Annotated in this window: 11 protein-coding genes; 8 read left to right on the top strand and 3 right to left on the bottom strand. The window is 70.9% G+C overall.

Annotation, left to right across the window (positions count from 1 at the left end; genetic code table 11):
• Nucleotides 1-42: 42 nt before the first annotated feature.
• Both J5X07_RS00055 and J5X07_RS00050 read right to left on the bottom strand, forming a co-directional pair.
• Entirely contained in the window at nt 43-1065 is a 1023-nt protein-coding gene (locus J5X07_RS00055) for an LppM family (lipo)protein (protein WP_208478274.1), read from the bottom strand.
• 98 nt (nt 1066-1163) lie between these two features.
• Complete coding sequence (locus tag J5X07_RS00050) at nt 1164-1877, bottom strand: LppM family (lipo)protein (RefSeq protein ID WP_243896137.1); 714 nt, start codon at nt 1875-1877, stop codon at nt 1164-1166.
• Between the two features lie 249 nt (nt 1878-2126).
• On the opposite strand from J5X07_RS00050, the gene J5X07_RS00045 reads away from it, so the two are divergent.
• The gene (locus J5X07_RS00045; protein WP_124932825.1) at nt 2127-3971 is read left to right on the top strand and encodes a phosphoenolpyruvate carboxykinase (GTP); all 1845 of its coding nucleotides are present in this window, start codon (nt 2127-2129) and stop codon (nt 3969-3971) included.
• Between the two features lie 73 nt (nt 3972-4044).
• Here J5X07_RS00045 and J5X07_RS00040 read toward each other — a convergent pair whose 3' ends face one another.
• On the bottom strand, nt 4045-5019 hold the full coding sequence (locus tag J5X07_RS00040) for a PDDEXK family nuclease (protein WP_208478273.1): 975 nt from the start codon (nt 5017-5019) through the stop codon (nt 4045-4047).
• A 232-nt stretch (nt 5020-5251) separates the two neighbouring features.
• Between J5X07_RS00040 and purD the strand changes: the two genes are divergently transcribed.
• The 7 genes from purD (at nt 5252) to purQ (ending at nt 12721) form a co-directional block, all read left to right on the top strand.
• Nucleotides 5252-6505: a phosphoribosylamine--glycine ligase gene (purD, locus tag J5X07_RS00035; RefSeq protein ID WP_124932824.1), complete on the top strand. Its 1254-nt coding sequence runs from the start codon at nt 5252-5254 to the stop codon at nt 6503-6505.
• A 799-nt stretch (nt 6506-7304) separates the two neighbouring features.
• Nucleotides 7305-8861 carry a hypothetical protein gene (locus tag J5X07_RS00030; protein ID WP_208478272.1) on the top strand — a complete coding sequence of 519 codons (1557 nt, stop codon included), beginning with the start codon at nt 7305-7307 and terminating at the stop codon, nt 8859-8861.
• Between the two features lie 56 nt (nt 8862-8917).
• The gene (locus J5X07_RS00025) at nt 8918-9889 is read left to right on the top strand and encodes a phosphoribosylaminoimidazolesuccinocarboxamide synthase (RefSeq protein WP_124932822.1); all 972 of its coding nucleotides are present in this window, start codon (nt 8918-8920) and stop codon (nt 9887-9889) included.
• Between the two features lie 103 nt (nt 9890-9992).
• Entirely contained in the window at nt 9993-10649 is a 657-nt protein-coding gene (locus J5X07_RS00020) for a hypothetical protein (protein WP_208478386.1), read from the top strand.
• Entirely contained in the window at nt 10646-11632 is a 987-nt protein-coding gene (locus J5X07_RS12755; RefSeq protein WP_243896135.1) for a PsbA protein, read from the top strand. The genes J5X07_RS00020 and J5X07_RS12755 overlap by 4 nt, the downstream gene beginning before the upstream one ends.
• 99 nt (nt 11633-11731) lie before the next feature.
• Nucleotides 11732-11983 carry a phosphoribosylformylglycinamidine synthase subunit PurS gene (gene purS / locus J5X07_RS00010; RefSeq protein WP_124932821.1) on the top strand — a complete coding sequence of 84 codons (252 nt, stop codon included), beginning with the start codon at nt 11732-11734 and terminating at the stop codon, nt 11981-11983.
• A gap of 3 nt (nt 11984-11986) precedes the next feature.
• Complete coding sequence (gene purQ, locus J5X07_RS00005) at nt 11987-12721, top strand: phosphoribosylformylglycinamidine synthase subunit PurQ (protein ID WP_124932820.1); 735 nt, start codon at nt 11987-11989, stop codon at nt 12719-12721.
• Nucleotides 12722-13117: the final 396 nt, after the last annotated feature.

Raw genomic sequence — 13117 nt, 5'->3', positions numbered from 1 at the left:
CGCGCCCGACCCTGCTCAGGCCCCTCGATGCCCTCTGATGCGCTATCGATCCACGGTGGGGATGTCTGGCGGGCGGTATGTCGCGTTGCGGGGGTCGTTGTAGGGGTGCGGGGGCTGCGGCGAGGTGCCCGCCTGCCCGGGCGGGGACTCCTGGTAGGGGGCGGTCGGGAGCATGTACCCGGGAGTGGGGGACTGGGGGTAGGGCTCGTCGAGCGCGGCCTGCGCGGGGCCGATCGTGGCCCCGGCCTGGCCCGGCGGGGCGGGGCTGTGCCCGGGGACGGCGGGCGGGGACTGCGCCGGCTGGTGCTGGCCCTGCGGGAGGGCCGGGGCGGGCCCCGGTGCGGTCGGAGGATCCTGCAGGAAGCCCTGGAGAGCGGCGCGCTCGGCCCGCTTGCGACGACGGCTGGCCATGACGCTGACCGCCGTGAGCACGATCATGGCGATCACGAGGAGGATGACGACGAGGGTCGGAACGACGGGGAAGCCGGAGCCGTCGTTCCCCCGGGCCTCAAGCCTCTCCGAGGAGCTGGTCACCTCCCGCCAGGTCACGGTGCTGCCGTCGATCTCCCCGTTGGCGGAGCTCACCTCGCCGGGGAAGGTCACGGAGACGGTCGCCGTCATGCCCGCGGCCGCCTCGACGCCCCCCGCCTGGGACAGTGCCGAGGGGGACAGGGAGAACACGTACTCGCGCTCCTCATGGGTCACGCTCCAGGCCCCGCTCTGGCCATCCAGCTCGGACAGGGGGATGGCCGAGCCGCTGATCTGACAGGCGGGATCCTCGCCGTGGGTGGTGTAGGTGTAGGTGGCCCGGGCGCCCGGGGGCAGGGGCGTGGAGTAGGAGGACATCGCCTCCTGGGTGCAGGTCTCCTCCGTGATGATCTCCAGGCCGGAGGAGTCCCAGAGCGTGTAGGTCAGGTCCACCGTGTCGTCGTCGTGGATGACGACGTCGTACTCCGCCCCGCAGGCGGGCAGCAGGACGAGTGCGAGCACCGCTGCCGCCCAGGTCAGTGGGCGCCTCCATGCGGGCCGGTCGTGCATGCGCTGAGCCGAGCGGTGGATCCTCATACCACGAGTCTAAAGCGAGTGGATCACAGGTCCAGGACGGCGGATCGCCGTGGCCCCGGGGGTGCCCCCGGCACTGGGACGGATGCGGGGCCGGGGCATCACCGGCGCCGGCGGCGCCCAGGGGCGCGCCGCCGGCGCACCGCCGCCACCCCCGCGCCGGCGCCCGCCATGACCAGGGCGGCCGTCAGCCAGCCGCCGGCGCGCTTCCACCACGGCACGCCGCGCGCGTCCTGGGCGTAGCCCGAGGCGCTCACCCCCTCGACCAGGACGTCGGCGTCCTCCCAGGTCACGGTCCTGCCATTGATCCGGCCGCCGTCGTCGGCCCGGGTGACGGCACCGGGGAATGCTATCGAGGCACGGGCCCTGACCACGGAGTTGAAGGAGCCGTCCTGGCCCTGGGCGGCGCCCTGGGAGGCGTCCGGCCCGAAGGCGGGGATCGTGACGGTGTAGAGGTCGCCGTCGCGCACCACCATGGTGCCCTCGGCGGCCTGCGAGGTCTCGGGGATCTCGACACCGGTGATGGTCACCAGGCAGCCGTTGCCCTCCTCGCCGGTGAGGACCTCGGTGGTCACCGAGGTGCCCTCGGGGATGCTCATGGCGGTGGGGTCCTCGTAGGCCGAGCAGTCGGGGGAGGGCCCGAAGGTGGAGCCCGTGGTGTCCCGCATCTCCAGGATGACGTCGTAGGTGCCCTGGGCCGAGATGGTCATGTCCATCGTCGCCGTGCACCCGGCCAGCGCCAGGCAGGCCGGGGCCACCAGCCCTGCGCGCAGGCCGAGGCGGGGCAGGCGAGTCAGGCGGGCGCTGCGGAGCATGCCCAGCACGCTACACGCAGGCCGCTCGGGCCGCCCGGAGCGGCGCCCGCGGGCCTTCTCTCAGGGCGGACAGGGCCGGCTCAACGCCGCCCAACTCCCCGCCAGCCCGTGGGTGTGGGCGAAAGCACGGCGCTCCGGGCGGTCTCGGCAGCTGGGTTGGGACCTTCGGGGATGTGACCTTTTCCGCCCCGTGCGCAAGGATGGGACCTGACCCCATGATGTCGATACCAACCCAAGGAAGGGACACTCATGACTGTGTCTGAGCAGGACATCCGCGCCGCCGCGCCAGCCAACGTGCCGCAGGACGTGATCGATTTCGTCACCCGCATCGCCGAGCTGGGCAAGCCCGAGGATGTGTACTTCTGCGACGGTTCCCAGGAGGAGTGGGACCGCCTGACCACCGAGATGGTCGAGTCCGGCATGTTCACCCGCCTCAACCCCGACAAGCGCCCCAACTCCTTCCTTGCCCGCTCCCTGCCCAGTGACGTGGCCCGTGTGGAGTCCCGCACCTACATCTGCTCGGAGAAGGAGGAGGACGCCGGCCCGACCAACAACTGGTACGACCCGGCGGAGATGAAGAAGATCCTCCACGAGAAGTTCGACGGCACCTACGCCGGGCGCACGATGTACGTCATCCCCTTCTCCATGGGCCCCCTGGGCGGCCCCATCTCCCAGCTCGGCATCGAGATCACCGACTCCCCCTACGTCGTGGTCAACATGCGCATCATGGCCCGCATCGGCACCCCCGCCATGGACCTCATCAACGAGGGCCGCCCCTGGGTGCCGGCCGTCCACTCCGTGGGCGCGCCCCTGGCCCCCGGCCAGGAGGACACCACCTGGCCCTGCAACGACGAGAAGTACATCACCCACTTCCCCGAGACCAACGAGATCTGGTCCTACGGCTCGGGCTACGGCGGCAACGCCCTGCTGGGCAAGAAGTGCTACGCCCTGCGCATCGCCTCGACCATGGCGCGCCGCGACGACTGGATGGCCGAGCACATGCTCATCCTGCGCCTGACCGACGAGAAGTCCGGCAAGCAGTACCACGTCACCGCCGCCTTCCCCAGCGCCTGCGGCAAGACCAACCTGGCCATGCTCCAGCCCACGATCCCCGGCTACAAGGTCGAGACCGTCGGCGACGACATCGCCTGGATGCGCCAGGGCGAGGACGGGCGCCTGCGCGCCATCAACCCCGAGGCCGGCTTCTTCGGCGTGGCCCCCGGCACCTCCTACAAGACCAACCCCATGGCCATGGAGACCATGAAGGCCAACACCATCTTCACCAACGTCGCCCTGACCGACGACGGTGACGTGTGGTGGGAGGGCATCGACGCCGAGCTGCCCGAGCACCTCATCGACTGGCAGGGCAACGACTACACCCCGGCTGACGCCGCCGAGGGCAAGAAGGCGGCCCACCCCAACTCCCGCTTCACCACCCCGGCCTCGCAGTGCCCGATCATCTGCCCGGACTGGGAGGCCCCCGAGGGCGTGCCGATCGACGCGATCCTCTTCGGCGGCCGCCGCGCCACCAACGTGCCGCTGGTGGCCGAGCAGTACGAGCCCGCCCACGGCGTGTTCATCGGCGCCTCCGTGGCCTCCGAGGTCACCGCCGCCGCCCTGGACGCCAAGGTCGGTGCGCTGCGTCACGACCCCTTCGCCATGCTCCCCTTCTGCGGCTACAACATGGCCGACTACTGGGGCCACTGGCTCAAGCTCCAGGAGGAGCTGGGCGAGAGCTTCCCCAAGGTCTACCAGGTCAACTGGTTCCGCAAGGACGAGGACGGCAAGTTCATCTGGCCCGGATTCGGTGACAACTCCCGCGTTCTGGACTGGATCGTGCGCCGCGCCGGCGGCGAGGTCGAGGCCGTCGAGGGCGTGACCGGCCTGTACCCCAAGTTCGAGGACTTCAACCTGGAGGGCCTGGAGCTGGGCGAGGACGAGTGGGCCAAGATGTACGACATCGACCCCGAGGCCTGGGCCGCCGAGATGGAGGACACCGAGGAGTACTTCAAGCAGTTCGGCGACAAGGTGCCCGCCGCCATCGCCGAGCAGCTGGCCAAGTTCCGCGAGCGCATCGCCGCGGCCAAGGCCTGAGCAGCCGAGGCTGAGCGCTCCTCATCGGAGCATCCTGGGGTCCCGACCGGCTCGCCGGTCGGGACCCCGCGGATCATCTGGGCCCTGTGGTGTCCGGATTCCTCACAAAGGGCGGATCGTTGCCCGATCGGCTCTTCATGAGCGTTGGAATGGCGGGCCTCTCATGCGGTTGCGGTGGCATGCTGGGGGTGTTTGTAAGGGATCCGGACACTGCGGAGCCGCGCAGCAGCGCCGGGACCTCCCGTGCGACCCGCCCGGCGAGCACATCCGCCCTGGTGAAGCGCGCTACCGGTATCCCGCGCTTCATCAGCTCCCGGTCGCGCCACCTGTCCCTGGCGAACTGCCTGCGGTCGGAGTGGAACTGGTACCCGTCGAGCTCGATGACCAGGGACCCGTCCACGACCAGGTCGACCTCTCCGATATCGCTCATGTCCACACCGACCTCCACTGCCATGCCCGCGTCCTCGAGCTGGAGGCGCGCCAGGCTCTCCAGCGGTGAGCGGCAGCGGCTGCTGGTGCGGCGCAGGCGGCGCCGGGCCTCGACGGATCCTGGACCATGGAGCAGATCCGCTACCTGCTGCAGGGACACCTGCTCGGCGTGCAGTGCCGCATCGCAGGCCATGATGGGCGCCGCCGCATCCGAGGAGCACCTGAGGTATCGAGAGAGCGCGCGGGCCAGGGGAGCCACCGGGAACTCTGTGGGGGAGGGCGGCGGCAAGGAGCGCTCAATATGGACGACCTCGTTCCCGATGATGGGCATGCGCCAGCCCGGCGGCACTGACAGGTGGATGTGGTGCGTCCCTGACGGGAGCGGCAGCCCGTAGTACTCCGCAGCGCTCTGGCAGGTCATGACACCCCCGTGGATACGGGCCAGGATGATTGCGGTCTCGGTGCCGGGGATGGAGACGACTCCGTGGAGGTGGGCGTCGAGCAGCCCCTCCTCGATGAGCCCGGCGAGGCGCCGGCGCTCGGTGCGGTCCGGGCTGAGATCACGCACCCGCACTGCCCCATAGCAGCCGCGGATCCGCGAGAGCATGTCCTCGTCCATGGAGGCATCATCGGCGCGCCTGCGCGGGGAGGCCGAGTGGATGCCCGGCCTTGTGGATCCCTGTGTCGGTGGGGGCGTCTGTGGATCCCGATCGCCGTTGGAATCCTGGCCAGCGGAGGTGCGAGCCGGGGCCGGTCGAGCGCCGGCCTCCGACGGGCCGGCCGACCAAGGCGCGCGGATCCACCATGTGGCGGGCGGCTCCCGGTAGGCCGTGTCCGGCTAGGCTGAGCCTGTGAAGATCCTGCTTCTGGGGTCCGGCGCGCGCGAGCACGCCCTGGCCCGCGCCCTCGCATCCGACTCCGCCACCACCGAGCTCGTCGTCGCCCCCGGCAACCCGGGTACCGCCGCGATCGCCACGAACCTCCTCATCGATCCCACCGTGCCCGAGGAGGTCGTGGAGCTGGCCGTCCAGATGGGGGCGGACCTGGTGGTGGTCGGCCCGGAGGCGCCCCTGGTGGCGGGCGTGGCTGACGCCGTGCGCGACGCCGGCATCCCCTGCTTCGGGCCCGGTGCGGAGGCCGCCCGGTTGGAGGGCTCCAAGGCCTTCGCCAAGGAGGTGATGGCCGCCGCCGGCATCCCCACGGCCGAGGCCGCCGTGTGCACCACCGAGGAGGAGCTGGCCCTGGCCCTGGAGCGCTTCGGCGCCCCGTATGTGGTCAAGGAGGACGGCCTGGCCGCGGGCAAGGGCGTCGTGGTCACCGAGGACCGCCAGGCGGCCCTGGCCCACGGGCGCGCCTGCCTGGCCCGGGAGGGTGGGCGCGTCGTCGTGGAGGACTACCTCGATGGCCCCGAGGCCTCCGTCTTCTGCGTCTGCGACGGCGCCACCGTCCGCCCCCTGGCCCCCGCCCAGGACTTCAAGCGCCTGGGAGACGGCGACGCCGGCCCCAACACCGGAGGCATGGGCGCCTACACGCCCCTGACCTGGGCGCCCGCCGACCTGGCCGAGCAGGTGGTGCGCGAGGTCGCCCAGCCCGTGGTCGACGAGATGGCCCGGCGCGGCACCAGCTTCATCGGCCTGCTCTACTGCGGCCTGGCCCTGACCGCCGAGGGCCTGCGCGTGGTGGAGTTCAACGTCCGCTTCGGCGACCCCGAGACCCAGGCGGTCCTGGCCCGCCTGACCTCCTCCCTGCCCGAGCTGCTGCTCGCCGCCGCCACCGGCTCCCTGACCCAGGCCCCTGCGCCGACCTGGAGCGAGCAGGCGGCGGTCGATGTTGTCATCGCTGCCCCCGGCTACCCCGGAACGGTGTCCACCGGGGGGCGGATCACCGGCATCGAGGCTGCCGAGGAGGTCGAGGGCGTGCACGTCCTGCACGCCGGCACCGGCCTGGGCGAGGACGGCGCCCTGGAGGCCACTGGCGGGCGGGTCCTGTCGGTGGTCGCCCTGGGCGAGGACGTCGCAGCGGCCCGGGCCCGCGCCTATGAGGCCGTGGCCCGCATCCACCTCGACGGCGCCCAGTACCGCACGGATATCGCCGCCGGGCGCTGAGGGGCGGGGCGGCCCGGTTCGCTGAGGGGCTCGCCGCCGCGGCCCCCATGGGCGGCGGCTGCCCGTCGGTCTCACCAGTGCGGTTCCACCGTGAACTGTGCCGGGGAGGGCCCCTGGCATGGTGCTCTTCTGCTGGCCCCGTACCGGATCATCGAATCGCTCAAAGACTCCTCAAAGCACGGCTCGACATCGGGTGCCATGGTGGACGGGGGCATGATTGGGCTCTGCGCCCGCGGCTCCCAGCGCATCCTTGTCCCCTCATTGCTGTGTTATCGAGTTGGGTGCTGGCCAGCGCACTCATCCGGCACTCGCTGACCGATGGAGAGTGGTGAGCGAGCTCCTCGAGGTTGCCTGTCGAAGGTGCACTACTGGCACGGTGCGGGCAATGACATGATTCAATCTGCAGTCGATCTCATGGTGCCGGGACTGCGGCTATCTTATCATTTTTCGGGTCTCTTCGGGGAAGCTGCTGGGAGGTGACTGAGAGCTTCAAGGCTGTTGCTTGAGTTTACCCTTGTGGAGGATCGTCCTCTCTTGGGTCTGAGGATCATCTTTGCAAGCGGTGCCAGTGGAGCTGGGCATGGTGGGACTTGGGTCGCATGCGGAAGAGCCGTTGTCCATGCTTGCATGGTGAGGCATGGGATCGTTGCGAGTGCGGGAACTAGTTTCTGTAAGATCCGGTCTGCCTCAGAAATGGGTGCCGCATCACTTTTCGGGGAAGAGAGGGGAGGCGGAGGTGGTCGGCACCTCTTGTGGGCCACGAGGTGATTGCGGGCAAGAGGATGTGCTGGGTTCCTTGATGAACGAGCTGCATGGCGGTCAGGGCTGGTTCTCTGGGGGCGGCCAGGGGTTCAGGCCTTCGCGTGAGGTGCGGGCTTGGCGCGCAGTGGGGATCTCCTCCTTCCTGGCCTTTCTTATCGCATTTCTCTATGTGTACATGAGGGTTGTGATCTGGTCAAAATTCTGGAGAGGTCCGGATGGTCGTGAGACTGTGGATTTCTGGACGGTGGTTGATCGGCTCAACGAAGGGGACTTCGGTGGGGCTGATTTTGATTTCATGGGTTACATGCTCGCATTCGTGTCCTGCATCGGCGCGTTGCTGTTCACTCTGATCACACTCTCGTGGTCACGGCGGGAGGTGCCCTCGGATCCACATCGGCAGTACTTGTGGCTGCAGGGGGTGATCGATGATGCTCACCGCGAGGAGGTGGCCATGGGGGTGTCCATCATCCTTGTCACTTCGTGTGGCGTCATTGTGATCGCAGACGTGTTCTACATGGTCGGGGGTGAGGTCAATGACGGTAGGATGGTGGTTCTTCTTCTCTCGGTCATGATGTACTTGATCGTGGCGATGATCCCGGTCGTGGTCAAGCGTGGGAGTAGTGTTGGAGTGAAGGGTTACGTGATCGCGCTTCAGCAGGTCGGAAGAATGGAGATGTATGTGCAGTCGATTCCCGGGTTTCCGGTTCTTGGTCCGGAGAATCGCTGGCGCAGGTCGCTGTGGTTTCTGGGCTTCAGCTCAAGGTCCAGCTCGCTGCTCTCCCTTCTTACGGCCCTCCTGTACTCGACTCCGGTAGTCGTTCTGGCGGTCGTTGGCAGTATGGGGCTGTGGGGTGCGGTGGTCCTGCTTGCCTGGACTGCACTGGTGGTGGCGCTGGGGTATGGGGGTTTTGTTCGCCGGTCTGTTTTCGCCTCCTTTATTGCAGTCCTTAAGAATAATGGGCGTTTAAGGCCTTTGAGTGGGGTCGCCACACTCCTTCCCCAGTCGTTTATCATGCTATTGGCTGGCGTGACTCCGTTCTTGGCTGCTCTGGTGCAATTCAACCCCGAGGTCTCCCTCGCTGAAGTGGTTCTTTGGCTGACTCCTTTTATTGTGGCGACCGTGATGCTTAGTACTATTGCTCTGGTGGGAGGCAGGAGGCCGAGGGTGTGGGCTTTTGGTGAGTACTATTATAGGCTGATCATCAAGGAGCGCGATGAGTGTGCCGACTCGTTCGATTCCTATATTCTGGGCCTGCAGGAGCAGGAGTACTCTGCTACGATCGTGGAGCTGGTGCTGGAGGATATGGTGCATCCAGGTGGGCGAAGTGGGGACGGTGTGAGGACTGGGGAGGCCAGGCGTCGCCAGCGATCCGTCGATGACTCTCAACGGGCGCGCGTCCAGGAGCTGAGGGCGCTGATCAATAACGTTCTTGAAAAGCCGCTGCCAGGCTCGACTCCCGAGCAGGGCGGTGCGTCGCGAGAAAAAGCGCTGGTAGCCAATCGCCTCACCCAGGCGTTGCGCCGCCTTCGTCGTCATTCTCGGACACGCGAGAGGACCGCGCATGTCCGGGGCGCCGTTGAGCCTGATCGGTAGCGGACGGTGGGCACGGCTCCTCGAAGGTGTCGTGGGCCGGTGGCAGGATTGGGGGTATGAGCCAGCCAGCCAGCTCCACTTCCCCCACGCCCCCCCACCCGCACACCGCTCCAGGCTCCACGACCCCCGGCCTGCCCGAGCCCCCGGCCCTGCCCGGGTGGGAGCACCTCTCCAGCGGCAAGGTCCGCGACATCTACGCCCCCGCGGCCGGCGGTCCCTGGGCGGGCCGCGACGTCCTGCTCGTCGTCGCCTCCGACCGCATCAGCGCCTACGATCACGTCCTGCCCACGCCCATCCCGGACAAGGGCCGCGTCCTGACCGCCCTGAGCGCCTGGTGGCTCGACCGGCTCGCCGGCATCGTCCCCCACCACCTGGTCTCCCTCGACGTCCCCGCCCCCGTGGCCGGCCGCGCCATGATCTGCACCCGCCTGGACATGCACCCCGTGGAGTGCGTGGCCCGCGGCTACCTCACCGGCTCGGGCCTGGCCGAGTACCGCGAGCACCGCACCGTCTGCGGCCTGCCCCTGCCCGAGGGCCTGGACGAGGCCTCCCGCCTGCCCGAGCCGCTCTTCACCCCCGCTGCCAAGGCCGAGCTGGGCGAGCACGACGAGAACATCACCTACCGGCGCGTGGAGGACATGGTGGGCCCCGCCATCGCGGCCCAGCTGCGCGGGATCACCCTGGAGCTCTACTCCCGCGCCGCCCGGATCGCCTCCCGGCGCGGCATCATCCTGGCCGACACCAAGTTCGAGCTCGGCACCGACCCCGAGGGCCGCCTGACCCTGGGAGACGAGGTCCTGACCCCCGACTCCTCCCGCTTCTGGCCCGCCCCGGCCTGGCAGCCGGGCCGGCCCACCCCCTCCTTCGACAAGCAGTACGTGCGCGACTGGCTCGCCTCGCCCGCCTCCGGCTGGGACCGCACCGGCGACCAGGCGCCACCGCCCCTGCCCGACGACGTCGTCGAGCGCACCCGGGAGCGCTACCTCGAGGCCTACCGCCTCCTGACCGGCTCCGCCCTGGAGCTGTGAGCCGGGCGCCATGAGCCAGGACCACCGCGGGCCCACCCCGCCGCATCCAACCCCGCCCGCCCAGGGGCAGGGCGCCGACCCCGGCCGGCCGGGGTCGGCGCCCATGCGCGCCTTCAGGCCGGGACCCGGTTTCATCATCGTCCTGGCCCTGGGCGCGCTCGTCATCCTGCTCGCCCTGTCCGCGGCGATCAGCACCGCCCTGGGAGCACGCGGCGTCTCCAGCATCCTCGGCGGCATGGCGCTCATCATCGTCGGGCTGGGCCTGCTGGCCGTCCTGCGCGTGCCGGCCCGCTCCCTGGTGGTCAACGCCCCCAGGCTGCGCCTGGAGCGCAACCGGGCCCGGGCCGCACGGGCCCGCCGCGAGCAGGAGGCCCGGGTCGTGGGCCGCTGGTGGGCCCGGCGCCGAGGCGTGCGGCCCGGCGCCCCGGCGCCGGCGGGCGGCAGCGGCACTGGCGGTCCCTCCGGACCTCGCGGCGCGAGCGGAGGCGGCACCGGCCTGGCCCCGCTCACCGTGCCGGGCACCTCCCTGGTCATCCCCGAGTCGACCGGCCGGCGCGAGCTGACCACCCTCGACGTCGTCTCCGGGCCGCTGACCACCGCCTTGGCCACCACCCGGATCGGTCGGGCCGCCGATGAGCGCCTGGCGGGCACCACCGCGGGGGAGTCCCTCGTGCGCGTGGGCCAGCTGCTCCTGGGCGCCCTCGGCTTCGTCCTCATCGCACTCGGACTCGCGTCCGTCCTGGGGCAGGTGATCGCATGACCCCGCGCGACCGGCGGCCCCGGGACGAGCGCGGACCCGTGGACTGGGGGACCTCCCGCCCCGCCCAGGGGCGCCCCCGGGGCGGGGCATCCGGCCCCGACCGCTCCCCGGTCGACCCGCCCGAGCTGCTCGACGACGGGGCGCCCACCTCGGCCCCGGACGGCCCCGACTGGGGAGTGGGGCGCGGCGAGGCCCACCGGCCTCCCGCCTCCTCCGGCGGGCCCGACTGGGGCGTGGGCCGGGGCCGCTCCCGGCCCGTGCGCTCCCCCCGGGGCCGCGGCGGTGCCAGCCCCTGGCCGGCCGCCGCCGGCGGGCAGCGCTGGGCGGGGGTGGCCTTCGCCCTCGTGGGACTGGTGCTGGCCACGGTCTCCGCCATGAACCTGGCCCGCAACGCCGAGGCCGGCCACCTGTGGGTGCCGCCGTGGCTCGTGGCCGTGCTCGGCGGCGCCGGTCTCGTGGCCGCCGCCGGATACCTCGCCTGGGCCGGTGGGACGCCCGTGCGCCAGGAGGCCGGCCGGTGGAGGCCCACGGTCCTCGACGCCGCGGCGGGCCTGACCACCGGGACCGTCGAGGTCCACGACCCCCAGCGGCTCCTGGCCGGGGACCGGGCGCACCCGGGTGGGCCCGGGCTCCCGGGGCAGGCGCCCCCGACGGGCCGGGATCCTGCCGGGGCGCCCGAGGCGGCTCCCTCGGCCCGCACCGGTGGCTCCGAGGCCTCCGTCCACGCCACCATCCACGCCACCATCCACGCCACCATGGACTCGGGGCCCCGGCCGATCATGGGCACCTCCACGGTGGACCAGTCCATGCACGCCCCTGCCGGCGTGGCCGGGGCCGTGGGCGGCTTCCTGCTCGCCGGAGCCGTGGTCTGCGCCGTCATCGCCCTGGTCCTGGGGCCCGCCTGGCTCATCGCCACCGGCGGGCTCGCCCTGGGCGGGATCGTCTCGATCTACCTGGCCAAGGACTGGCTGGGCGCCATCTGAGCGCTCCCCGGCGCCAACGCGCGCCGCGGCGGGCGGGAGCAGCGGGTGAGCGGGTAGGGTGGGCGGCGCAGTCATCCCGCACTCTCCCAAGGAGCACCGATGGGACGCATCGTCGTCGAGGTCATGCCCAAGCCCGAGATCCTCGACCCCCAGGGCAAGGCGGTGGTAGCCAGTCTTCCCCGGCTCGGCTTCGACCAGTTCACCGGCGTGCGCCAGGGGCGCCGCTTCGAGTTGACGGTGGAGGGCCCGGTGACCGAGGAGCACCTCGCCGCCGCCCGCGAGGCCGCCGACACCCTGCTGTCCAACCCGATCATCGAGGATGTCGTGTCCATCACCGCGCAGGAGGCCTGAGCCGTGACCGCACCCTGCGACTCCACTGCCGACTCCACTGCCGCCCGCATCGGCGTCATCACCTTCCCCGGGACCCTCGACGATGTCGACGCCGCCCGCGCCGTGCGCCTGGCGGGCGCGGAGCCCGTCGCCCTGTGGCACAAGGACGCCGATCTGCGGGGCGTGGACGCCCTCGTGGTCCCCGGCGGCTTCTCCTACGGCGACTACCTGCGCTGCGGGGCCATCGCCCGCTTCGCCCCGGTCATGGACGAGGTCATCGCCGCCGCCCGGGCGGGCATGCCCGTGCTGGGGATCTGCAACGGCTTCCAGATCCTGGCCGAGGCCCACCTGCTGCCCGGGGCGCTCATCCGCAATGACCACCAGCGCTTCATCTGCGTCGAGCAGCGCCTGCGAGTGGACAGCTCCCGCACCGCCTGGACCAACCAGTACGCCGAGGGCCAGGAGATCACCATCCCGATGAAGAACGCCGAGGGCAACTTCATCGCCTCGCCCGAGGAGCTCGACCGGCTGGAGGGTGAGGGGCTCGTCGTCTTCCGCTACCTGGGCACCAACCCCAACGGCTCGGCCCGCGGCATCGCCGGGGTGTGCAACGAGCGGGGCAACGTCGTGGGCCTCATGCCCCACCCCGAGCACGCGGTCGAGCCGGGCTTCGGCCCGGCCTCCCCCGCGGGGCCCCGGACGGGCACCGACGGGCTGGCCCTCTTCCGCTCCGCCATCCACTCGCTGCTGTCGGCCTGAGGCCGGCTGGGGGAGCCCTGTGGGGGTCCTGGCCGCGCGGCGCTGAGCGGGCCCATGAGCGCCGAGGAGACTGCTCCGCCCGGGCGTGACATGGTCCTCCCCGGCCCCCGGCCCCCGGCCCCCGGCCCCCGGCCCCCGGCCCCCGGCCCCCGGCCCCCGGCCCCGGGCGGGGCCATCGCTCATGGCAGCGGCCCGCCCGAGGCTCGCGAAGGGCCACAGCGCTCCGGGGCGCCCGCCTGCGGCCCATGACCCATCGGGGCGGCCCTAGCTGTACTTCCTCGGGAGGTTGTGAACGTCGGGGGTGAGGAGGAGGCCTCCGGCATGATGTGGGTGTGCACGTTCACATCTGTACCGGAGGCCTCCATGACTCACGCTAACGCACCTTTGACGCCCCAG

Source organism: Actinomyces bowdenii (genome assembly GCF_017592395.1).
Lineage (GTDB): Bacteria > Actinomycetota > Actinomycetes > Actinomycetales > Actinomycetaceae > Actinomyces > Actinomyces bowdenii.
Note: the sequence above shows the minus strand (reverse complement) of the source record. Positions and strands in the feature narration are given on the sequence as shown.

Excerpts from the sequence above, each read along its gene's own strand:
- J5X07_RS00055 (WP_208478274.1), bottom strand. The coding sequence starts at position 1,065 with ATGAGGATCCACCGCTCGGCTCAGCGCATGCACGACCGGCCCGCATGG.
- J5X07_RS00050 (WP_243896137.1), bottom strand. The coding sequence starts at position 1,877 with ATGCTCCGCAGCGCCCGCCTGACTCGCCTGCCCCGCCTCGGCCTGCGC.
- J5X07_RS00045 (WP_124932825.1), top strand. The coding sequence starts at position 2,127 with ATGACTGTGTCTGAGCAGGACATCCGCGCCGCCGCGCCAGCCAACGTG.
- J5X07_RS00040 (WP_208478273.1), bottom strand. The coding sequence starts at position 5,019 with ATGGACGAGGACATGCTCTCGCGGATCCGCGGCTGCTATGGGGCAGTG.
- J5X07_RS00030 (WP_208478272.1), top strand. The coding sequence starts at position 7,305 with ATGAACGAGCTGCATGGCGGTCAGGGCTGGTTCTCTGGGGGCGGCCAG.
- J5X07_RS00025 (WP_124932822.1), top strand. The coding sequence starts at position 8,918 with ATGAGCCAGCCAGCCAGCTCCACTTCCCCCACGCCCCCCCACCCGCAC.
- J5X07_RS00020 (WP_208478386.1), top strand. The coding sequence starts at position 9,993 with ATGCGCGCCTTCAGGCCGGGACCCGGTTTCATCATCGTCCTGGCCCTG.
- J5X07_RS12755 (WP_243896135.1), top strand. The coding sequence starts at position 10,646 with ATGACCCCGCGCGACCGGCGGCCCCGGGACGAGCGCGGACCCGTGGAC.
- purS (WP_124932821.1), top strand. The coding sequence starts at position 11,732 with ATGGGACGCATCGTCGTCGAGGTCATGCCCAAGCCCGAGATCCTCGAC.